This window comes from Pseudundibacterium arcticum (genome assembly GCF_042646465.1).
Classification (GTDB): Bacteria; Pseudomonadota; Gammaproteobacteria; order Burkholderiales; family Burkholderiaceae_D; genus Undibacterium_A; species Undibacterium_A arcticum.
This window is the reverse complement of sequence record NZ_JBHRTP010000109.1, coordinates 20811-42873: the sequence shown is the minus strand read 5'-3', so window position 1 is coordinate 42873 and position 22063 is coordinate 20811. Positions and strand designations below refer to the sequence as shown.

Here is a 22063-nt window from a genome sequence, read left to right as displayed (position 1 = left end):
CGGCGACAAGGAGCAGGTATGACATCGTCTCTACGGGAATTTGTTTTCAACGGCCAAATCCCGCGCGTCGTGTTTGGCGCCGGCAGTCTGCAACACTTAGTACGCGAAATCGATCTACTGGGGGCGCAGCGTGCTCTGATACTTTGCACACCGGGGCAGCGTGCCGATGCGGAGCGCGTGGCAAACATTATCGGCGCGCGTTGTGCCGGTATCTTCGACGGTGCAGTGATGCATGTGCCGATCGAAACCGCCAGGGAAGCACGGGAAGTCGCGCAGCAATTGAATGCGGATTGTGCCATTGCCATCGGCGGTGGTTCGACCACAGGCTTGGGCAAGGCGATTGTATTGGAATCTTCCCTGCCTATCCTCGCGATTCCAACGACGTATGCGGGCAGCGAAATGACGCCGATTTACGGCATCACCGAAGCAGGCTTGAAAAAAACAGGTCGCGACTTCCGCGTGTTGCCAAAAACGGTGATTTACGATCCTGAGTTGACTATCAGCCTTCCCAAGAGCTTGTCAGTCACCAGTGGCATTAACGCAATCGCACACGCAGCGGAAGGACTCTACGCGCAGGACGCCAATCCGATTATGTCGCTCTTTGCGGAAGAGGGCATTCGCGCCCTGGCGCAGGGGTTGCCGAAGGTCATCGCTAATCCGGCAGATATCGATGCGCGCAGTGATTGCCTGTATGGGGCATGGCTGTGTGGCGCTGTGCTGGGGAGCGTCGGCATGGCATTACATCACAAGCTGTGCCATACGCTGGGCGGCAGCTACAACCTGCCACACGCGGAAACGCACACCATCGTGCTGCCGCATGCGCTTGCATATAACACATCAGCGGCACCCGATGCGATGCGGCGTATTGCAAAGGCACTGGGTACACCAGACGCGGCGCAGGGCATGTATGACCTGGCGACGCTATTGGGGGCGCCGACCGCACTGGCAGACATCGGCATGGCGGTGGGTGAACTGGATCGTTGTGCCGACATCGCCACCCAGAATGCGTACTGGAATCCCCGACCCATTGAGAAGACGGCAATTCGCGCTCTGTTGGAGAACGCCTATTACGGGAAACGTCCGGCAGCATAGAGCAAGCAGCAAGCAATTTGACCAAATAAAAAGGTGTAATAAGCACCAAAACTAAAATCAATTGGAGCGAGACGTGAAAATAAGAAATACGTTGTCTACCTCAATGGTAGCTGCTGCATGTGCACTGATGTCACCAGTCGCGTATGCCACTGAGAGCCGCCGATCGACTCGGCCGTGGGGACGCGAAAACGCTATGTTTAACGCCGCGCCTTCCCCTTTTATTTCAGCATAAGAACCAATGTAGTTGCGTCGTGCCTGGTCGCACGTAAACCGCGATGTCAGCGTGGCTGGTCAAAGCCAGCGGACATCCGGTGTGGGCGATCTCGCGCCTGGCACTTTGCCTGGCTGTCGCCACGGCGCGATTTTTTGCGCCGTCGTCCACCAGGATTAGCGCACCGGCCAAGGTACGAAGCAGAATTTTCAGTCCCACCAGGAGGAGCCATGAATAAATTTAATCAACATCGCCGTACGGTACTGAAAAGTGCAGGTGCAGCCGCAGCAATTACTGCTCTGGGTAGGATTCCCGCTTTCGCGCAATCAAGAGAAATCAAGGTCGGCTACGTATCGCCGCAAACCGGTCCGTTGGCCGCATTCGGCGAAGCCGATAAATGGGTAATCTCCAGTTTGCAGGAAAAGTTCAAAGGCGGTATCGAGATCGCCGGCAAGAAATTACCCGTCAGAATAATCCTGAAAGATAGCCAATCCTCGCCGAATCGTGCCGGTGAAGTAGCCAATGACCTGATCCTGAAGGAAAAAATCGACTTGATGCTGGTGTCGTCGACACCGGAAACCGCGAATCCGGTATCAGATGCCTGCGAATTAAATGAAGTGCCTTGCATCTCGACCGTCGTACCGTGGCAACCGTGGTTTTTTGGCCGAGGCGGCAAGCCGCAAACGGCATTCAAGTGGACCTATCACATGTTCTGGGGACTGGAAGATGTCATCGCCAATTTTACCAACGGGTGGAAATCGGTTCAGACCAATAAGAAAGTTGGTGGCTTGTTCCCGAACGACGGTGACGGCAACGCATGGGGTGACAAGTATCTAGGCTTTCCCAAACCGCTCGCCGAGATGGGCTTTTCGTTGACCGACACCGGTCGCTACCAGAATATGAACCAGGATTTTTCCGCGCAGATTGCAGCGTTCAAGAAGGACGGCGTCGAGATTGTCACTGGCGTCATGATTCCGCCGGATGCCAAGACATTTCTGACGCAGGCGAAGCAGCAAGGATTCAAGCCGAAGGTCATTACGCTCGGCAAGGCGTTGCTATTTCCTGGTGCCATTGACGCGCTGGGAGACTTGGGCGATGGCTTGACGACAGAAGTATGGTGGTCGCCATGGCATCCGTTCAAGTCGACATTCACCGGTATGTCCGCCAAGGAATTGTGTGGCGCGTATGAAGAACAAAGCAAGAAGCAGTGGACGCAGCCGATCGGTTTTTCCCACGCGTTGTTCGAGGTGGCAGTCGATGCATTGAAGCGCTCGAAAGATACCAGCAAGCCGGCCATTCGTGACGCCATTGCCGCGACCAGCATCAATACCATCGTCGGCCCGGTTAAGTGGGGTGGCCAGGGCCCGTTCAAAAATGTTTCCAAGACGCCGTTGGTGCTGGGTCAATGGGTCAAAGGAAAGAAGCATAAGTACGAATTGGTTATTGTCAATAATGCAGCGGCACCGACGATTCCAACGAACGGGAAAATGAAGCTGATTTCGTAGGACTTTGTAGGTATATCGCGCCAGTTCGTAGCGAGGAACATAGCAAGCGAGCTGGCGTTCTTCCTGGAAGTTTCAGGACAGAGATAAAGCCGAGCGTATAAATCGGCTAATTATTTACAACATGAAGACACTCCTTACACTTGATGGCGTCAGCAAGCGCTACGGCGCGCTGACCGTCACCGATAACATTACATTGTCTGTGGCGCAGGGCGAGACGCTCGGCATTCTGGGGCCGAATGGCGCCGGCAAGACGACGTTATTCAATCTCATCTCCGGCGACGTACGTGCAGATAGAGGACGCGTGACGTTCGGCGGTCAAGACATTTCTGTGCTGCCTGCGCATAAACGCTGCTGCTTAGGGATCGGCCGATCGTATCAAATTCCCCAACCCTACGGCGCAATGACGGTCTTTGAGAATTGTTTAGTGGCGGCGACATTTGGGGGCGGACTGGCTGAGAAAGATGCTTATCCAGTATGCGTTGACGTCCTGGAAAAAACCGGACTATTGAAGAAGGCGAATCAATTGGCGGGCAGTCTGACACTACTGGACCGCAAACGGCTGGAGCTTGCACGCGCATTGTCGACCCAACCAAAACTCTTGTTGCTTGATGAGATTGCGGGAGGCCTGACCGAGCATGAAGCGAAACAGCTGGTCGACGAGATCAGGAAGATCAAGGCGCAAGGCATCACCATGATCTGGATTGAACATGTGGTGCATGCATTGCTCGCTGTAGCCGATCGTCTGCTCGTCATCAATTTTGGGGCGAGGCTGGCGGAAGGGCTGCCGGATGCCGTGATGAACGATGCGGACGTCAAACGCGTGTATATGGGGCTGGAAGTATGAGCGCGCTTCTTAAGACGAATGATCTGACGGCATTCTATGGAGATTTTCAGGCGCTTTTTGGCGTCGATTTTGAGATACATGCCGGTGAAACGATTGCCGTCATCGGTGCGAATGGGGCAGGAAAATCGACGTTTTTGAAATCGATTACGGGCCTGCTGAAGGCGTCGAAAGACGCTGTGCAGTTCGGCAGCGAGCCGATCGGCGGAATGGCACCCGGGAAAATTGTAAAAAGAGGCATTGCGATGGTGCCGGAGGGACGTCGTCTTTTCCCCAGCTTATCTGTGGAAGAAAACTTGCTGATCGGCGGATATGCCAAGCGGCCGGGTCCCTGGAATCTGCAAACGGTGTGCAAGTTATTCCCGATCCTGAAAGAGCGTCGTAATAGCCCCAGCACCGCGTTATCTGGCGGACAGCAGCAAATGGTTGCAATAGGCCGGGCATTGATGAGCAATCCAACGTTACTCATCTGTGATGAGATTTCGCTAGGATTGGCCCCTATCGTGGTCAAGGAAATCTACGATGCAATGCCTTCGATTACGGCAGGTGGATTAAGCGTCATTGTGGTGGAGCAGGATGTTGGCACGGCAAAGCAAGTGTCGAACCGCTTGTACTGCATGCAGGAAGGAAAAATATCGCTGACCGGTAAGTCGGATCAGCTCACCCACGATCAGCTTTCAAAAGCGTATTTCGGGATATAAGCATGGGAAAGAATCGACATGATTAGTTGGATCGACACTCTTCTGCAAGGCATCATGCTTGGCGGCCTCTACGCATTGTTCGCGATGGGCCAATCGCTGATGTTCGGCGTTATGCGAATCACCAATACGGCGCATGGCGACTTCATTATTTTTGGAGCATTTTCTGCTTTCGCGCTGCTGTCGATTTTTGGTGTCAACACCGCTTCGACACCCTGGCTTGCCATGTTGCTGCTATTGCCGTGCGCGTTCGCATTTGGTTACGGATTGCAACGATTTGTTTTGAACGGAACATTGGGAAAAGATCCGTTGCCCTCGCTGGTCGTGACGTTCGGCATTTCTATCGTCATTCAAAACGTGCTCACGGAGATGTTCACCTCCGATCCCCGCGCCATTGAGACCGGTGGGCTCAGTACCGAAAGTATTCAGCTTGCTGGCGGTTTGGTGGTTGGCGTATTGCCGCTCATGATTTTTGTGATGGCGATCATTATTGCATTCGGCATGCAATGGCTGTTTGATAAAACCGCCGTCGGCCGTGCGTTTCGCGCCACTTCGGACGATAAAGACATTGCGCAACTGATGGGATTGGATTCAAAGCACGTTTATGCGCTGGCTACTGCTATCGCCTTTGTGTTGATTGCCATTGCCGGCACTTTGCAAGGCATGCGGACGACCTTTTCACCGACAGACGGTCCGGCATTATTGCTATACGCGTTCGAGTCCGTGATCATCGGCGGCATGGGCTCGTTCTGGGGAACGTTTGCCGGAGGCCTTATCTTGGGCGCCACGCAGGGTATCGGATTTCGCATCGATCCGGGATGGGGAATCTGGTTCGGCCATATCGCATTTTTGCTGATGTTGGTTTTTCGCCCGCAAGGGCTATTTCCTAAAACACGCTGATGGAATTAAACCCGTGATAGCGAAGACGCATAACTACAAGGTAATTGAAGCGCTATGAATACATTCGATTTTTTGGTTCAACGAAAGACGCGCGCTAGTCAACTTGGCGCAGGCTTTGCTGTCATTCTGATTGTGGTCGCATGCTCCATGCCGTGGTGGGCTGACCCAAGTTGGATGCGCGAATTCACCCAGATTGCGTGCTATTTCATTTTTGCGAGCATGTGGAACCTGTTGGCTGGTTACGGTGGGATGGTTTCGATCGGTCAACAGGCTTTCCTTGGATTCGGCGGTTATATGCTGGTCATCATGGCGAATAAGATGGCGGTCAATCCGTTCGTTGCGGTTCCGCTTGCAGCAGTCCTTACCGCGCTCATCGCCGTCCCGGTATCGAGGCTTGCATTTCGTTTGCAGGGCGGCTATTTCGCGATCGGTACATGGGTTATTGCGGAAGTATTTCGGCTTTCGTTTGCCAATGCTTCTGCCATTGGCGGTGGGTCTGGCACGAGCCTGACCGCATTACAGGACATTGAAAAAGCAACGCGTGAATCTGTCACCTTTTGGATGACGCTGGCTGCCGTGGTGGCGACGATAGGGCTGACGTATTGGTTTTTACGCAGCAAACAAGGCTTAGCCTTGCTGGCAATCCGCGACTCGGAAACGGCGTCCGAATCTCAAGGAATTGACGTCAAGTCGACCAAGCTTGCGGTATATATTGTCGCCGCGTTCGGCGCAGGTCTCGCTGGCGCTTTGTACTTTCTTGGCAATTTGCGGATTTCGCCAGACGCTGCATTTTCCGTGAATTGGACCGCATTCTCGATTTTTATTGTGATGATTGGCGGACTTGGCACGATCGAAGGACCAATTCTCGGTGCCGTGATTTTCTGGGCACTCAATAAATTCTTATCCGACTATGGCACCTGGTATCTGGTCGAACTGGGGCTGCTTGCGATCGTTATTACGCTTCTGTTCAAGGAAGGATTGTGGGGGTTCGTACAAAGAAAATACGATGTCAGGTTTTTCCCGGTACAACGCCGACTTCGGATCAAAGAGCGCTGATATGACCGACTCTTATATTTGAAATGTAATCCAGCTATCTTTAATTGTAATAAATGGAGAAGGGAGGGCGTTGCTAAATATTCGTGAGATTGCGGCCAATTCAATAAGCACTAAAAATTAAATATAAAACCATGGAGACACACATGAGCTATTTTTCTTCGACCTCACAAACACAGGTATCGCATGCTCGATCACGGGACAGACAATTAGGAGTTAGGTACACGGCCATTTCAGCTGCCTTGGCCACCCTCGGATTTGTCGGCGCAGCGACGGATGCAAGCGCCGGCGGTATCCCATTTGCGGGAAATCGCCCGCAGAGTTTTCAATTTAGTACCGATTTTAAAGATCCCTACGATTCGTTCGGCCAGGAGGCTGAATGGAACAACGATAGGAAAGTATTCGATAGTTCCGGAAAAAAAGCAGCGGGAACCGGTGGCGATACTTTTGTCGGCCTGTCGTCAAGACTGCACTACTTCAAGCTGGATGCTCTTCCCAATTGGGGATTTGTTGTTAGCGCTACCGTTCCTGAAATTCGCGTTCAGGGGCCGGGATTCTCGGCTAGCGGTATTGGGGATCCGTTGGTGGGCGGACTCGCCTGGACTAACCCGGCGCCGAATACTACCGTCGGGATGCAGGCCTATGTTCAGGCGCCAATCGGCGCTTCGCAGGTGTCAACCAACACCTGGTCGTTCTGGCCTTCTGTATTCGTCAACCAGTGGATGGGGAACGTGAACCTTGATTTGCTGATCGGAGGCATCCTGCGCGGGACAACGCACAAGACGGGAGTCGACGATCTGGCGCCCGGCAATACGACGCACGCCAATTTGAGACTGGGTTACAGCATATCTCCACCGTCAGATCCGTTTGCGATTCCGTTCGTCTCGATGGATTACCAGAAGACAACAAGGACAGTCGATAAATTGACGCGCGTTGAAATCGGAGGCTCCGACAGCAGGGAGCTTGCGCTTGGCGCCGGTGTCTTGTTTCAACTCAAGCCGGGGATGACTTCCATCTGGCGCCAGCAAAAAACCTACGATCAGTTGTCTGTGCATTACGCAAAAAGCGTGAACGGAAAAAATACCTCCTTGACCGATGGCCTGTTTGTGCAGTACTGGCATTACTGGTGACAGGACTGCCTCATTGTTGCCAACGAATGGGTATTTTTAAAAATAGAAAAGGAGCATTGAAATGGATGAGAAGGCTATCAAGAATTCGCGCCGCAATTTTCTTAAAAAAGGCGGAGTGGGACTGGCTGCCGGAGTCGGTACCGCCGCCGTGGGCCTGACGCTCGGCGCTGCGGAGGCGCAAGCTGCAACTTTCGACGCTGAATACGACATCGTAGTAGTCGGAGGCGGGGGCGGGGGCTTGCCTGCAGCGCTCTTTTCACGCTGGCATGGCAATAAAGTAATGGTCCTGGAAAAAGCCGCTTCGCTCGGCGGTACCTCATTCAAGGCGGCCTACTGGTATTGGGTGCCGAACAACGCGGCCATGAAGGCAGCGGGTATGGAAGATCCGAAACCGGATTTTCTGCGTTATGTGGCGCGCCTCACCGCACCACAGTACTACGATCCCAGCCATCCGCGCTTTGGCCTGACGGAGTGGGAATACGCAATGTGCGAGGCGATTTATGACAGTGCCTCGCCGGCAGCGGAATTGCTTTCCCAGAAAGGAGCGCTGCCGTACCGCCATGTGGCCCCGGTACCCGATTATTTTGCTGAACTGGAGGACAAGGCAAAGACCGGTCGTGTGCTGTTCCCGAAGGATGGCGCCGCAAGCATGTCGGATGGCGGTCAGGTTGCCACCCGCACGTTGTCGGCTGCAGCGAAGCGCGATGGCGTGGTCATCAAGACCGGCCACCGTGTGCAGCGCGTGATTCAAAACGCCAAAGGTGCGGTGATTGGCGTCGAAGCACTGACCGACGAAGGAGGCATATTAAGAGTACGCGCGCGCAAGGGGGTAATCTTTGCGACAGGTGGTTTCACACATGACCCTGAGTTGCGCAAGAATTTCCTCAATTTCCCGCTCTATGGCGGATGTGCTGCCCTATCAAATGAGGGCGACTTTATTCGCATTTCCAGCACACTCGGGGTTCAACTGAGAAATATGAACCATGCCTGGATGTGTCCGATCTCATTAGAGAAGGCGGTCGCTCGCGATGGCTCCATGTCCGGTATGTTCTCGAATGCGGGCGATTCGATGATCCTTGTCAACAAGTACGGTAAGCGGGTTGTCGATGAAAAGCTTCAATACAATGAGTTGGCCCAAAAATTTTTTGAGTGGGATGGGCAAAAAGCCGAATATCCGAATCTAGTCCTCATGTCGATCTGGGACCAGCGTTCCCAGGATCATTCCGCGAGTTCCGAATATGGACGGCTGATCGTACCACCTGGGGCCGACGATCGCCATGTGATCAAGGGCAACACCATTGAGGAACTTGTAGTCGGCATCAGCGCGCGTCTGAAGAAATATCAGGGAGTGATTGGCGGAATGCGCTTATCGGATGACTTCGTTTCGAATATCAAGGCAAGCATTACCCGTTTCAACGATTTCGCCAAAACCGGTAAAGATCTCGATTTCCATCGCGGCGATAGGGTCGTGGAGCAGCTTTTTAACGGCGACGTGAAAGACGAGCCAAGCAGGAAGAACGCGACCATGTGGCCGCTCAGCGACAGCGGCCCGTACTATGCTGCCTTGGTTACCGGAGGCACACTCGATACCAAGGGCGGACCGAAGACGAGCACTGACGGCAAGGTTCTGGACAATCAGGATAAACCTATCCCCGGTCTTTATGGCGTCGGGAACTGTGTGGCATCCGCTTCAGGCGGTGCGTACTGGGCCGGTGGCGCAACACTGGGGCCGATCCTGGCGTTTGCTTACCGCGCGGCGAATGCAGCAAACGCTGAACCGATCAAAAAGTAGTTTTACCCACTTCGCTGGGGGTGTTGGTACGGGGGGACGTATCGGCACTATCAGCATAGTTTCAATTTTTGTCAAAATGCAGCGCAAATTGCGTTTGCCAATTTTAGAGAGCCGTGTATGTACCAGAGGATTCAACAGTATGCGATCGTATTAATGACTTTGGGTGCCATTTCATACAACTCCAACGCACTTGGTGCAGATGATCTGGCTGCAGCAAAGGCGATGGCAGTCAACCACTGCGGCTCGTGCCATACCTTTGGAAAAGGGGAGCCACCCGGCCAAGGCCCTAACCTGTTCGGGATTATCGGTCGCAAGGCGGGCACAGCCGTTGCCTTCAATTACTCCGAACGTTTCAAGAAAGCGATGGAGGGACAGACCTGGGACGAAAAATTGCTGGATCGCTGGCTCACGGATACCCAGGTCGTCGCTCCAGGAAGCGGCATGGTTTATTCGCAGGATGATGCATCCAAGCGGAAAAAGTTAATCCGCTTCCTGTCGTCGCTCCAATAGGAACGATGACAATGAGCGACTGAACACGAGTGAAGCAATATTTTTTGACGGACATGGCACCACTGCATAGTTCTTGTTGTAACTACGGATTGACTAATTGAGAGATGATAAAAATGGAAATCGCAAATATGACTGATGAGCAGCGCAAGGCCGTTGCATTCGAGTATCTCAAGCGACTGGATCGCGGTGAGGGGGTTTTCGATCTGTTCGACGACAATGCCGAAGTCTATTTCCCAAAATGGGGAATAGCTAGCGGCCGTCTGCAGTTTGAAAAATTGTTTATGGATCTTGGGCTGGTCGTTGCCAAGTTTAAACATGACATGGCATATCTGAATGTCATCCAGCAGGGAGACTTAGTTGTCGTTGAGGGGACAAGCTATGGCAAAACCCAGTCGGGTGTTGATTGGCGTGCTGGCGTGACGCATGCGGGTCGTTGGTGCGATGTTTTCGAGATTCGAAATTTCAAGATCCAGCGTTGCTTCATTTATCTTGACCCCGACTATGAGGGGAGCGACACAGCACGTTATCCTTGGCTAAATGGAAAACAATAAGCTCATCCATTTCTAAATCGTTTGAGGGAGCTAACCTATGAGTTACCAACACATAGGCTAGTGACATGCTTCGTTTTTTTGGAACTTAAGGTGATGCACGGCTATGACGCGTGATCAGCCTCGCATCAAGGATATTGGCCGCGCGCTGGGCCGTGTTTGGTCGAGTCGGTCTTGAAGCGCAGGTTGTACTCCCAGAAGGCGATTTTCTGGCCGGAGGCTGTCGTGACGTAGTAGGTGTCGCCGCAGTAGCGCATGGCGGCGATGCGGCGCTTCGGGTCCGCCGCTTTAAGGTTCGGCAGCGCCGGCGTCGCGCCGCTTGGAGCAGCGCCTTTGCCCTCGGACATGAGCCTGAGATAGGCAATCAGTTCGCTGCGCGTTTGGCCGTTCGGGAGTCCCTGAAACGTCATCTGATTGCCCGGGATAAAGCCGGCTGGATTGCGCGGCCATGCGTCGAGGGCCGCTGCGTTCCAGACGACCCCGGAGCGTTTGAGCGCGTCGGAAAAGCGCGGAAAGCCTTCGGCCGTGCCGGCCTTGCGGCCCCACACGTGGGCAAGGCTGGGGCCCGTCATGTGCTCTCCAGGCTCGACCGAATGGCAGGCGGCGCAGGCTTGGAACGCGTGGGCGCCCCGCGCCGGGTCGCCGGCGGCCTCGGCCGGCGCGATCGCCGTAGCGATGAGGATGGCAACTGCGGAGCGAACCAGAAGGAGTGCTATGTCCATGTGGATATCCTCTTGTCAGTGCTCAGTAGAGCTGATCGTTGTTCATGTCCTACCATTTAATCTTATGTCGCAATTCGGTCTCCCGGTGCCGCTCGTCATCGGATGAATGCAAGTAATTGCTCGTTGTGCTGATCGATTCGTGGCCCAGATTGTCGCGAACATGGCGCAGATCGACGTCGCTGTTGGCCATGTGGGATCCAGCCGTACGCCGCAATGCGCCGATGCTTGTTCTACCCGATCAGCAATCGCATCACATTCCGGTCCTCGCTGCCTGAGCCTGCCGGCTGTATTTTCGAAAACTTGCTTCACGATTGAATGCACCGCTCCTCGGGTCATCGAGCGGTGCTTGCCGCCGATCGGTAACAGAAGGGGAATCTGTTCGCCAAGTAATGGAAAAGGTGCAAGGCCTTTTTCTCTGCGATAGCGCGCCAGTTCGACCATCAGCTCATTGGTTGCTGGCACGATCCTCAGTTTATCGCCATTGCCCAGGATTTCGAGCCACCAGCGTTCCTCGCCATCCTTGTCGCGACGGCAGAAAAAACCGCCCATGTTGTTACCGACGACTTCCGAGATGCGCAAGCCACACAGGTACAGCAAAGAAAACAGCCACCGTGCGCGATAGTAATGTTCGCGTTCCCGAACCGATTCCTTCGGCATCAAATCAATCGTCATTTTTACTTCGTTCCATAAGTCCTCATCGAGGTAACGGGTGATGCGTGGTTTTGCCTTGCGGGCGCGCTGACGCGACAGCGACAGTGGGTTGCCGGCCAGGTAACCGGCATTGACCAGCCACGAGAACAGCGTATTGAGAATGATGATCGCCTGGCGCTGGCTGGCAGGGGAGAGCGGGCCGGCAAACGGCCGCCACTCTGGATGTGCGCGCGCGAACTTGCGGCCATCGCGCATCACCCACTGCGTCGCCGGTTGCGGATCGGACAGAAACTGTTGATAGACCAGCAGATCCTCATGCGTGAGTGACGATAGCGGCTTGCTCAGCTGGATGGTCGACCAGAGCAGCAGGCGTTCAGCTTCCTTGCGGTAATTGTCGAACGTGGTCTTGGTATCGAGGAAGCGCGCGAGCCATGCCTTGATCGCATCGACATCGTGGTTGGCAGCGATTTGCGGGCGATTGCCGGTAGCCCGGTGGTGCCATCGCGGCCATCGGTGTGGGAGGGCAGTTGTATGCTTTCGATCGTCGCGAGCGCGGGAAGCATAGCGGGATGTAAATTGGCAGAAGGCATGACGAGCGCTGACGCATCTGGAATTGGCACATTCCGATAATGTTCGACATTATAACAGTAATGTCATATTTACAGGAATGGAAGTTGTATATTTAACGTAATACGTAGTAGTATTTATCAATACAACTTGCCGAAAACGCGCCATGGATACCGCCGCCGCCACTGAAAAACAGCTTCTTGCAGACATCGATCGCTTGCGCGAGGAGTTTACGCAGACGCAGGATCTGTATCGCGAGGTCTGCGTGTTGCTGTTCTTCCGCTATGGGATGACGCCAACGGCAAATAAGCTGTATCAACTCGTGCGCAAGGGAAGTATGACCGCGCCGGCCGAAGCACTCAATAAATTTTGGGAGGATCTCAGGGAAAAGAGCCGCGTGCGGATCGAGCATCCGGATCTGCCCGAAGCGCTCAAAACTGCAGCTGGTGACTTAATTGCGACGTTGTGGTCGGCGGCACAGGCTCAGGCTCGTGAAACCTTGGCTTCCTTCCAAGGTGAAGCGCAGGTTGCGGTGTTTGAGGCGAAAGCGGCGCTTGCGGCAGTCGAGGCCGATCGCGATAAGGCCCACCAGACGTTCCAAAAGGTACAACAGGCGCTCGACCAGGCGAATGAGCGAATTGCAGCGCTTGGCCAACAACTAGCGGCCGATGGCGCCACCAATGCCGCCCTCGAATCGCAAGTGCAGCAGGCGAAGGCAGAAAATGCGGCGCATCAGCAGAGGCTCGAAGATGCGCGCCGGGACTTCACGGCAGAACTGGACAAGCTGCGCGCGGCGGCGCAACTGGCCGATGAGCGTTTCAGGGCAGCCGAAACGCGGGCACTGCTGGAGATCGATCGTGAACGAAGTGCTGGCACCAAGCTGCAGAAAGAGTTGGATACTGTCCGTGCGGCCGCCAATCAAGCCGCAGAGCGCCACCGCTCGGAAACGGCGGCGATCCAGGACCAACTTGGTGGTCTTCGGCAAAAAATCGGTATGCTGGAAGGCAATCTGCAAGCCGTCACGGCAAATAGGGATTTGATCGTGAGTGAACTCAAGGCCGCCCAAGTGCAATTGGCAGATGCTACCGCGCAAGCATCGATGATGCGCAGCGAGGCGGAAAATTGGCGTCATCAGGCCGAAGAATACCAGCGGATAGCTGCCGAGCTACGAGAGTCGGTTAAACCCCAACGGGCGTCACGCAAACCGAAGGCCGAATAAACTATTTAAATAACCTTTGGCTGCGCGCCAACGGCATCACTTTACGTTGAGGCGTGGTTAGCGGAGAGCGTCTGGCAGAACCCCGAAAATCGTCCGAACGCACGGCGCCATCAGCACTCCGGCGGGCGGTACCCACCATCGAGGAACTGGCGCGTGCACATGTCATACTGCGCGCCAGGGATGCACGCTCCATGACCTCACCAAAACATATTTAGCATCGCCGGCGCGCCGCCGGCTGACCTTTATCGCGGCCGAATTTCCCGTATTCATTTTGCAGACTTGCTTGAAATCGCCAATTCTACTTTTCTGATGAAAGAGTTCAGGTCCTCCGCTATTGCACTCGCATCTGTCGCGCTGATTTCGTTGCGGGCAAGGGCAAGGATCGAATTGGCCGCAAGGATGTGCTTCTCCCGAAGTGTTTCTTTTAAGTTTTCGAGAGGAATTGGCTGCTCTTTTTCCATCACTCTTTCTCCGTTATGCATGTCGAGACAATACGCCACTGATCCTAAGAATGTTTCTTGAAACGCCCTTTTTTATGCGGCCACTTTTGGCGGTGAAAATGCGGCCGTGCCTCGTTCGGCTCGATAAACAAGGAGCTTCGCGTTTGCAGCGCAGGATCTGGCAGGCGCGGATCAAACGGCGGCTGGCGGTCGTCATCCTCGTCTTCGTCGTCTGAATCCGCGTGCGAGGCTTGCTCATTCAGCTTATGATTTTCCGCTGCCGGTGTGGCACCGCCGGAGGGCGGCACGCCGCCTTTCTTGATACTGACGGCAGAGCCATCCGGATCGGCTACGGTCTGACCCGATGATGTGGGTGCCGCGGCCGGCGCAGAAATGGGCGCGGGGAGTTTTCCGGTCAATTCGCCCTGCAGCATCATTTCAAAGAGTTTGGCGCCAAATGTCTCAGCCAGCGCCTTGGACAATTCCTGCGCGACCATTGCCACGAAAGGACGAGCCGCCTCCACCAGGGGATTGGCGGCCTGCAGTTGCGGCGGCGTCGCCAACGGTGCGGATGATGCGACCGGCGTGGCCGGCTGCGCAGCAACGGCGGGCTGTGACTGGAGCATGGCTTGGGGTTGATTGGGTGCGGTGGTTGGTTGGGTGGCAACCGCTTGTACCAACTCTTGTGGCGTTTTCTCTTCTTTTTCCTCGATTGTCGTCGCTACCGAAGTTTTTTCCGTCTCGAGGCGGGTTCGAAGCTTGCTGAACGCCGCAATAAGTTCGGCCCGGTTTTTCGTCATGCTCTTGTAGATCGCCTTCGGAGAGCGGCGGCGGTCTGCAGACAGGCCATGGCGCTGTGCATCGGTGAGTTCATCGGCCGTCAGTCCAATCAAGGTTTCCGAAGCAAGGTATTGTGCATGCGGATTGCGCCGATGGATGGTCGCAGCCAGCTTGTCCCAATCGGCCTCATTCCAGAATATCTTCGTGCTTTTCGTGGCCTCTTTCTGCTCTTCTGCTTGTATCGTCAGGAATTCGCTTCGCGCGCCGATACGGGTGATGGTGGTCGCATCAGTGCCTTCCTGGATCTGCTTATACGCCTTTTTCAACTTCGCTGCGTAGTAAGACGAACTCAACGAAGGGCGTCTTTTTTCCAGTGGCAGCGCAGTCTGGGCCTCGTCGAATTCGGCGATAGAAAAGCCGGATGGCGTCTCGGCAAAGAGCAAATTCAGGTCTGGGCGCATCAGATGGAGCTTGTTGGCAACGGCCCGGTAATCGGCGTCAGTCCAGATTATGCGGATCAATTGGGACGCCTTGGCAACCGGCTCGCCCACTTTGAGCGCTTCAATGATCGGCTTAATGCGCTTGGTGGCTTTACCGAGGACGCTGCTGAAAATCGCGCGCTGTTTGTCCGCGGTAAAGATCTTTTTCTGGATCATGTCGAATTCTGCTCGTTTTACCCTGAAACGAGCATCACTAGCATCTCTGTCCGGGAACGTTTTCATGAATGCTTTTGCAAAGGTCGTCCAGTCCTCCGATGTCCAGATGATGAATTTATCCCCCACTTTAGGTCCTCTCATGTGCGAAGTTGCGACCAGCGTCAATTGACGCTTTGACTACCGTTTCGTTTTTGACGCAGGGTAGCGGCTTGCCGGGATTCTCGTGATCGTTGGTTGGAGCAGCGTCACTAGAAATGGCTCGGACTACAAAATAGCAGGATTGGCAGTGTAGCGTATTCAATGCCCAGGTCGGGGTAGTAAAACTTTCAATGGATGACGGGGTCCACTCGTTTTCCGTTGCATAACCCCGAGCTCGTGGTTACGCATGGGAATTAAAAGGACCCCAAAGAGCGCGATGCCGACATGCTCAGCCTGGGGGCCGATCGTGATCACGAAATGATGCTCGCGTTGGCGCTGCAAAAACCAGATTTGGCGAGCGCCAGATTTGCGTGCCGATGCGCCGGACGGTGAAATGTTCGAGCAGCAGCTAGCCGACGTCGAGGCGCGCTATGCCGATAGCTGTAGCGGCTCGCGTTCGAAAATGGCCGTGCTCGCATTGGACGCCGATTTCGGCTCGAATTAACTGCAAATGACGGAGGGCTTGTGCTCACACTATCTGCAAATGAGCTTGCAATCGACGGCGCTGGCTCGCATTCCATGCCTACCGGCTCAAGCTAACTGCAAATGACATCGGCAAGCCCGCCGCCAGCATGCGCTCGCGGATTTCGGCCGTCCGCTTCGGTTTGAGCTGGTTGCTGAACATCGCGCGGATTTCGGCCGCTTTGGCGTCAAACTGCTCGGTCATGTCCTTGAGCCGGTATCTCGCCACTCCCTCGCCGACCAGCCGAAGTGTCTCCTGGTCGACGTTGCTCGAGCGCTTGGCCACGATGGTCGTGCTGGAGAACGTGAGTCCAACGGAGGTTTTTTAGAACTGGCGGAGGTCGTTTAAACGGAGCTACTTGGCATGGCGTCGTGCGTCTAGGGATGCCTGAAGAGATCGCTGCCACAAAACATGGGCAAGAGCGCCCAAACCGCGCATCCTGACAGTCTGATCGGAAGAATTCGACCTGCCGCCCTCCCACGAATGCGGAGGGTCGTCCGACTCAGCGGTTCTTCAGCATCCTGCTAGGGCAAAGTGTCGCGCTTGGCGAAGATGCTTGCCATTTCCGCCATGTTCTCGGTTCCCCAGGTGCACAGCGGGACGATCGCGTCGGCCAAGCTGCGACCGAGCGGGGTCAGCGCGTAGTCCACGCGCGGCGGCACCTCCTTGTAGTCGGTCCGCACCAGCACGTGATCGGCCTCCAGATCCTTCAATTGCTGGATCAGCACCTTGTCGCTGACTCCCTGGATCAAGCGCTTGAGCTCGCCGTAGCGCTTCGGGCCGTCGCGCAGGAAAAACAGGACCAGCGGTTTCCACTTGCCCGAGATGATGCGGAGCGTGGCGTCGAGCCCGCAGGAGAAGCCGCCGGTACCGCAGGTTTGAGAAGGCGTCGTCATTCTTTTCTTTCTTTGATACTTACCAAAAGGTGCATACTTTACCTTAGGATATCACAAGTCCATACTTGGTTTCAAGTAAGCAGATCCCTGCTTCCGTACAACTCCAACGAAGGATGCATGACATGAACAGACTGAATGGAAAGACCGCCGTGATCACCGGCGGCGCTACTGGCATCGGCCGCGCCGCAGCAAAGCGCTTCATCGAGGAGGGCGCCTTCGTCTTCATCTTCGGCCGCCGGCAGGAAGCGCTCGACGCCGCTGTGGCTGAGCTCGGGCCCAATGCCCGCGCGGTGAAGGGTTCGGTCTCGGATGAGGCCGACCTCGACCGACTCTACGCGGCGGTGAAGGCCGAGCGCGGAACCCTCGACATCGTCTTCGCCAATGCCGGGGTAGGAAGCCAGCTTCGGCTCGGCGAGATCACCGCCAAGCACATTGATGAAACCTTCGACATCAATGTGAAGGGTACGATCTTCACGGTCCAGAAGGCGTTGCCGCTGATGGGCAAGGGCGGTTCGATCATCCTGACCGGATCGAGCGCCGGCACCACGGGCGCCCCGGCGTTCACCGCCTACAGCGCGAGCAAGGCGGCAGTGCGCAACCTCGCGCGGACCTGGGCGGAGGACCTGAAGGGCACCGGCATCCGAGTAAACGTGCTGTCGCCCGGGGCGACTGCGACCGAACTCGCGAAGGAAGCGCTAGGCGAGGAGGGCCTGAAGGCCTACGGCTCGATGACTGCGCTCCAGCGCATGGGCGATCCGGCGGAGGTCGGGGCGGCGGCTGCCTTTCTCGCGTCGTCGGACAGCAGCTTCATGACCGCCAGCGAGGTCGCCGTCGACGGCGGCCTAGCGCAACTCTGACGTGCTTCGCCCTACGGCGCTCCATTCGATATTCGGAGCCCGTAGGGCGTGCTAAACCCAAGGAGAATATATGAGCTACGCAATTATCGGCTTCGGCAATATCGGCCAGGCCCTGGCCAAGGCGTTTGCCCGCAACGGCATGGAAGTATCCGTTGCAACCACGCGCGACCCGGAAAGCTTTGCATCCGCCGCGGCCGCAATCGGACCCGAGATCATTCCCAAAACACTGGCGGAAGCCGTCAAGGCGGACATCGTCTTCTTGGCTGTCCGTTTCGAGTCGCACAAGGATGTCGCGAAGGCGCTGCCGACCTGGAAGGGAAAGACCATCATCGATGTGACCAATGCCTACGGCGTGTCCCCTGAGCAACTGGGTGGACAACCTTCTTCTGCCAAGGTCGTCGCGCAGGCCTTCACTGGTGCAAGACTGGTGAAGGGCTTCAACCATTTGGTCGCTGCCGTCCTTGACCAAGATCCGGCCGTACATGGTGGTAGGCGAGTCGTGTTCCTGGCGAGCGACGATGACGGCGCCGCAGCGGAGATTGGTGCGCTTGCGGAAAAACTTGGTTTCGCGCCGATCAAACTTGGCGGGCTTTCGGAAGGTGGACTGCTTGTGCAGGCGCGCGGAAATAGCTGGGGTCAACTGATCTTTAAGGACCTGGTCAAGTTCGACGGATGAATTGTGATGGCATATCATGATGTTATCCCGCCTAATATCCTTTGATCTGAATGGGGTCTATCTATGACTTCCGCTTTAAACGACCAGTTGCTTGATCAGATTTTTCGCTCCGCTCGCACCTTCAACAGCTGGGCAGATGGTCCGGCCCGAGGAGATCGCGGCGGCGGTGTTCCTCGCCTCGGCGACTCGAGCTTCGTGAACCGGGTCGACCTGGCCGTCGACGGCGGTCTCTCGGCCGTCTGAATAAGCGCGGACGCCCCGTCCGGCCGAGCCGGGCGGGGCGTCATCGACCGCCTCAGTCATTCCAGTCACGCGGCCTGGATCGGATCGGGGTAGACGGTGGATAAGCCGCAGATTGCCCCCCCCAAACGCCGCGCGCTCGTCGAATGCCCAACCGTAAAGGAGATCCCGATGTACGACCAATCCAAGCTATCCGAGTTGATCCGATTCGCACGAGTCGATGCGGGCTCCACCGTCATCGACGTTTACCCAGGCGACGGCGACTGGACCCGTCTCTTCTCCGACATCGTGGGACCCGAAGGACGGGTCTACAGCTTCGTGCCGGCCGAGATCGCCCACGTGAAGAACGATTCGGTCGGCCGCATGCGGACGCTCGCGAAGGAGCCGGGCCGAGAGAACGTCGAAGTCGTCTCGGCGGACCTCGTAGCGATGCCGGAGGCCACCCAACTTGCTGATGTCCTATGGCTGCACCTGTTCTACCACGATCTCCACACCGCGCTGATCCAGGCCAGGGGCGCAACGGCGGCCCACTTCAATCGAGCTGTCTACGAGCGGCTAAAGCCCGGTGGGTCCTACGTCATCGTAGACCACGCCGCCGCCGTCGGGGCGGGCACGAGCGACGCCCAGTCGCTGCATCGGATTGAGCCTGCATCCGTTCGCGAGGAGGTGGAGGCGGCCGGCTTCGTACTGGACGCGGAAAGCACCATGCTCGCGAACAAGGACGATCCGCACTCGATCAAGGTGTTCGATCCCTCGATCAAGGGCGAGACCGATCGCTTCGCCTATCGGTTCGTGAAGCCCTGACAGGTGCCGGTGGCGACTGGTGCGACCTGACCGACGCGAAGGCACGCTTGTCGCCTCTCGACCTGTCGGCGGGAGCGCGGCGGGTGTCCGAGTGCGTTTCGTCGACCGCGACGCCGCCGAAGGCATCCTCGGGGAGGACGGCGGCTGATCCGGCTTGCCGCGGACCCGGACCCGCTTTCGCAACAGGATAAACCGGTGACCTACGAGCGCTCTGTCGTCACCTTCGTCGAAATCCTCGGCTATGGTGCTTCCCTTGTCCCCGCTGAAATTGGTGATTTGGCCCAAGCGAAGGAGTCGGACGATGACTGCTGAAAATGCTCAGGGCGGGCAAAGTGGCGCCTTAACGCCGACGATCTGCTGGCGCCATTACGCCGACAATGCGGTGGCGCCATTACGCCGGAAATCTGGTGGCACCATTACGCCGACAATCTAGTGGCGCCTTAACGCAGACAATGAAATGGCTCCTATACGCCGAAAATTCACACCATCCATGACGGGAGCGCCGCTTACCTGCAAACCGGCTTCGCGCAATGCCCTTGAAAACTCGTCTCGTGCGCTCTCCTCGGGCGAGGCAACAACCGAATTTCCCTGACCAGGCATCCAGCGCGAAAGTGCGCTTAGATCGGTGCCGGCCGGGGCATATCCCTGGGGCCGCTGGGACAGTCCCTCAGCTGCTGGCAAGGCCAAGTTGCTGCTGCAGTACGGAAGCCGCGTTGTAGCAGTTAAAGGATATGACCTTTCCACGCTCAAGGTGAAAGACATCGCAGCTCGGGACATCTATTGCCTTGCCCGTTGGAGCGACAGTCCCTGAGGCAAGTCTGAGCTCACCTTTATGCGTCCCCCGAGTTGCGAGCTCGACGACTACGATGTTCTCCGCGACATAGATGTTGAATAGCTCACGGTGAACATCAGGAAATGCATTTGCGAAGGCGTCGATAGCGTCGCCAATAGCCTGCCCGTGCAACTTCAATCCGGAAGGAATGTCGTACATATATTCTTCATCGGAGAAGAAGGAGACAAACTTCGCGATGTCTCTCCCGCTCCCTTCCGCGGCGGCGTAGAGTTCTCTGACGGTTTCTTCATTATTAAGCATCATCAATCCTTTGCGCAGTCGGTTACCGACCATTCGGTGCTTCGGCAAGGCGTTGCCGCTGTTCAACGTTTTCGCTGACTTTACGAATCGTTTCGTGTGGTATCGGTCTCGATGGGTCAGGGCCTGGGGCTTGCGGCCATCTCTGAGGCCCGCGCCAGTGCTTGCGTGTCGATATACTCCCGGATGTTCGTCAGTTTGCCATTTCGAACGGTAATGGCGAAGACCCAATGGTCCTCCCACGTCCTATTCGTGGCTTTGATTTTCCCCCTAGCGAAGCCGACGACCAGAACCCGATCTCCCTGCGCTACGAATTCGCGGGGCTCCATGAATGAAGTTTCCATCGTCTCGGATGACGTCTGAAGCAAATTCGCCAATCCCGCGTGCCCGCGGCGAGTGCCGGCCAGCGGCCAGTCTTCGCCCGGAATGATCCACTCAATATCTTCGGCAGACAACGCCCGTACAGCTTGCCTATCGCTGCGGCCGATTGCTGCGAAGAAATCCTTCACAATCTGAACATTCTCGCCTGTGTTCATTGAAATCTCTCCTTTTCCTTACATCGGATCGTGTCCGATCTGATCGTTGTATGTTGTGGACCTGCCGGTGAGGACGTGGTGTCAGTGATTCAGCCGATATCGACTTTCATGGCGATGTCCCAAGTGCCGGCGCCGTTTTTGGCCAGGCCGATCATCAGGAGGCCGAGCGCCTCGAGCGTCTGGGCCATGTGCAGGCCGCCGACATCCAACGGACGCAGCCCGAGACTATCGAGGAACGTTGAGACGCGCGCCTTGGCCTCCGGATCGTCGGCTGCGATGAACGCGTCGAGGCGTCCACCCTTGGCAAGTACGTGGCCGAAGATGGTGTTGAACGCCTTCACGACATGCGCGCCGGCGGGCGCGCCCTTGGCAATCTCCTGCGCACCAGAACTGCCGCTGGGGGTAACGAGGCCCGAGAGGTCGGGGGCGACCGGGTTGGTGATGTCGATGATCACCTTGCCGTCGAGCGCGTCCCCGTAATCGGCCACCGCCGACGCCGCACTGCTGTACGGCACGGCGAGGATGACGATGTCGCCCGCTGGCGCGGCGCCGTACGTGATCGCTCCGGCTGCAAGCTGGTCGGCCAACGCCTGCGCCTTGGCGGGGTCGCGGCTGACCACCTCGACGGTGTGTCCAGCCTTGGCGATACGGCCGCCGATCGCCGCGGCCATGCTTCCTGAGCCGATGATGCTGATAGTGTTCATGTGCAGTTTCCTCGTGAGTTGGGGTATTGCTAGTAGTCTCTAAACGGGGCATCCCCCGGTTAATATTTCGTGTGTGCCGAGCCGCGTGCGTCATCCCTCATGCCATCCCCGGGTCGGACAGAGCCTTTGGTCGAACGGATCACGGCATCGCGACATTGCTGTCCGCCGGGCTCGTTGCGACTCGGCTCCCTGCCTCAGCTCATCAGCCGGCAGGGAAGTAATGGCCGTTGTCCAAATCGGCGAGCAGGCTGGGCTGAGCGGGTTCCCAGCCGAGGGTCTGGCGG

At 56.3% G+C, this 22063-nt stretch carries 24 protein-coding genes and 1 pseudogene; 16 read left to right on the top strand and 9 right to left on the bottom strand.

Features of this window, described 5'->3' with window-relative positions; genetic code table 11:
- Positions 1–18: 18 nt before the first annotated feature.
- The 10 genes from ACFOFO_RS25800 (at position 19) to ACFOFO_RS25755 (ending at position 10283) form a co-directional block, all read left to right on the top strand.
- The gene (locus ACFOFO_RS25800) at positions 19–1092 is read left to right on the top strand and encodes a maleylacetate reductase (RefSeq protein WP_390328810.1); all 1074 of its coding nucleotides are present in this window, start codon (positions 19–21) and stop codon (positions 1090–1092) included.
- Between the two features lie 441 nt (positions 1093–1533).
- On the top strand, positions 1534–2808 hold the full coding sequence (locus ACFOFO_RS25795; protein ID WP_390333447.1) for an ABC transporter substrate-binding protein: 1275 nt from the start codon (positions 1534–1536) through the stop codon (positions 2806–2808).
- A gap of 121 nt (positions 2809–2929) precedes the next feature.
- Positions 2930–3652, top strand: a complete 723-nt coding sequence (locus ACFOFO_RS25790) for an ABC transporter ATP-binding protein (protein WP_390328808.1) — start codon at positions 2930–2932, stop codon at positions 3650–3652.
- The gene (locus ACFOFO_RS25785; protein ID WP_390328806.1) at positions 3649–4350 is read left to right on the top strand and encodes an ABC transporter ATP-binding protein; all 702 of its coding nucleotides are present in this window, start codon (positions 3649–3651) and stop codon (positions 4348–4350) included. Before ACFOFO_RS25790 ends, ACFOFO_RS25785 begins: the two co-directional genes overlap by 4 nt.
- Before the next feature lie 18 nt (positions 4351–4368).
- Positions 4369–5247, top strand: coding sequence for a branched-chain amino acid ABC transporter permease (locus ACFOFO_RS25780; RefSeq protein ID WP_390333445.1), 879 nt, complete (start codon positions 4369–4371; stop codon positions 5245–5247).
- A 54-nt stretch (positions 5248–5301) separates the two neighbouring features.
- Positions 5302–6303, top strand: coding sequence for a branched-chain amino acid ABC transporter permease (locus tag ACFOFO_RS25775; protein ID WP_390328800.1), 1002 nt, complete (start codon positions 5302–5304; stop codon positions 6301–6303).
- Positions 6304–6446: 143 nt separating this feature from the next.
- Entirely contained in the window at positions 6447–7430 is a 984-nt protein-coding gene (locus tag ACFOFO_RS25770; protein ID WP_390333444.1) for a transporter, read from the top strand.
- Between the two features lie 61 nt (positions 7431–7491).
- Complete coding sequence (locus ACFOFO_RS25765) at positions 7492–9222, top strand: FAD-dependent oxidoreductase (RefSeq protein ID WP_390333441.1); 1731 nt, start codon at positions 7492–7494, stop codon at positions 9220–9222.
- A 117-nt stretch (positions 9223–9339) separates the two neighbouring features.
- The gene (locus tag ACFOFO_RS25760; RefSeq protein WP_390333440.1) at positions 9340–9732 is read left to right on the top strand and encodes a c-type cytochrome; all 393 of its coding nucleotides are present in this window, start codon (positions 9340–9342) and stop codon (positions 9730–9732) included.
- Between the two features lie 113 nt (positions 9733–9845).
- Positions 9846–10283, top strand: coding sequence for a nuclear transport factor 2 family protein (locus ACFOFO_RS25755; protein WP_390328792.1), 438 nt, complete (start codon positions 9846–9848; stop codon positions 10281–10283).
- 125 nt (positions 10284–10408) lie between these two features.
- Here the strand turns inward: ACFOFO_RS25755 and ACFOFO_RS25750 are convergent, their stop codons facing one another.
- Positions 10409–11002, bottom strand: a complete 594-nt coding sequence (locus ACFOFO_RS25750; protein ID WP_390328789.1) for a c-type cytochrome — start codon at positions 11000–11002, stop codon at positions 10409–10411.
- Between the two features lie 49 nt (positions 11003–11051).
- A pseudogene (locus tag ACFOFO_RS25745) lies at positions 11052–12216 on the bottom strand (tyrosine-type recombinase/integrase).
- Between the two features lie 170 nt (positions 12217–12386).
- On the opposite strand from ACFOFO_RS25745, the gene ACFOFO_RS25740 reads away from it, so the two are divergent.
- Positions 12387–13439: a DNA-binding protein gene (locus ACFOFO_RS25740; protein ID WP_390333437.1), complete on the top strand. Its 1053-nt coding sequence runs from the start codon at positions 12387–12389 to the stop codon at positions 13437–13439.
- A gap of 266 nt (positions 13440–13705) precedes the next feature.
- Here ACFOFO_RS25740 and ACFOFO_RS25735 read toward each other — a convergent pair whose 3' ends face one another.
- From ACFOFO_RS25735 to ACFOFO_RS25720, 4 genes are all read right to left on the bottom strand, one after another.
- Positions 13706–13900 carry a hypothetical protein gene (locus ACFOFO_RS25735; RefSeq protein ID WP_390328780.1) on the bottom strand — a complete coding sequence of 65 codons (195 nt, stop codon included), beginning with the start codon at positions 13898–13900 and terminating at the stop codon, positions 13706–13708.
- A 44-nt stretch (positions 13901–13944) separates the two neighbouring features.
- Positions 13945–15441 carry a hypothetical protein gene (locus ACFOFO_RS25730; protein WP_390328778.1) on the bottom strand — a complete coding sequence of 499 codons (1497 nt, stop codon included), beginning with the start codon at positions 15439–15441 and terminating at the stop codon, positions 13945–13947.
- A 595-nt stretch (positions 15442–16036) separates the two neighbouring features.
- Positions 16037–16261: a hypothetical protein gene (locus ACFOFO_RS25725; protein ID WP_390328772.1), complete on the bottom strand. Its 225-nt coding sequence runs from the start codon at positions 16259–16261 to the stop codon at positions 16037–16039.
- Between the two features lie 239 nt (positions 16262–16500).
- Entirely contained in the window at positions 16501–16872 is a 372-nt protein-coding gene (locus tag ACFOFO_RS25720) for a winged helix-turn-helix transcriptional regulator (RefSeq protein WP_390328770.1), read from the bottom strand.
- Between the two features lie 122 nt (positions 16873–16994).
- Here ACFOFO_RS25720 and ACFOFO_RS25715 point away from each other — a divergent pair, with 122 nt between their 5' ends.
- The 5 genes from ACFOFO_RS25715 to ACFOFO_RS25695 all read left to right on the top strand — a co-directional run bounded on the left by ACFOFO_RS25715 (position 16995) and on the right by ACFOFO_RS25695 (position 19882).
- Positions 16995–17729, top strand: coding sequence for an SDR family NAD(P)-dependent oxidoreductase (locus ACFOFO_RS25715; protein ID WP_390328768.1), 735 nt, complete (start codon positions 16995–16997; stop codon positions 17727–17729).
- Between the two features lie 70 nt (positions 17730–17799).
- Complete coding sequence (locus tag ACFOFO_RS25710) at positions 17800–18405, top strand: NADPH-dependent F420 reductase (RefSeq protein WP_390328766.1); 606 nt, start codon at positions 17800–17802, stop codon at positions 18403–18405.
- A gap of 63 nt (positions 18406–18468) precedes the next feature.
- Positions 18469–18648 carry a hypothetical protein gene (locus tag ACFOFO_RS25705; protein WP_390333435.1) on the top strand — a complete coding sequence of 60 codons (180 nt, stop codon included), beginning with the start codon at positions 18469–18471 and terminating at the stop codon, positions 18646–18648.
- Positions 18649–18816: 168 nt separating this feature from the next.
- Positions 18817–19449, top strand: a complete 633-nt coding sequence (locus ACFOFO_RS25700; RefSeq protein ID WP_390328761.1) for a class I SAM-dependent methyltransferase — start codon at positions 18817–18819, stop codon at positions 19447–19449.
- A 301-nt stretch (positions 19450–19750) separates the two neighbouring features.
- Entirely contained in the window at positions 19751–19882 is a 132-nt protein-coding gene (locus ACFOFO_RS25695; RefSeq protein ID WP_390328758.1) for a hypothetical protein, read from the top strand.
- A gap of 234 nt (positions 19883–20116) precedes the next feature.
- Here ACFOFO_RS25695 and ACFOFO_RS25690 read toward each other — a convergent pair whose 3' ends face one another.
- The 3 genes from ACFOFO_RS25690 to ACFOFO_RS25680 all read right to left on the bottom strand — a co-directional run bounded on the left by ACFOFO_RS25690 (position 20117) and on the right by ACFOFO_RS25680 (position 21785).
- Positions 20117–20608, bottom strand: coding sequence for an ester cyclase (locus tag ACFOFO_RS25690; protein ID WP_390328755.1), 492 nt, complete (start codon positions 20606–20608; stop codon positions 20117–20119).
- Positions 20609–20658: 50 nt separating this feature from the next.
- Positions 20659–21075: a nuclear transport factor 2 family protein gene (locus ACFOFO_RS25685; protein WP_390328752.1), complete on the bottom strand. Its 417-nt coding sequence runs from the start codon at positions 21073–21075 to the stop codon at positions 20659–20661.
- 89 nt (positions 21076–21164) lie between these two features.
- Positions 21165–21785 carry an NADPH-dependent F420 reductase gene (locus ACFOFO_RS25680; protein ID WP_390329407.1) on the bottom strand — a complete coding sequence of 207 codons (621 nt, stop codon included), beginning with the start codon at positions 21783–21785 and terminating at the stop codon, positions 21165–21167.
- Between the last annotated feature and the right edge of the window lie 278 nt (positions 21786–22063).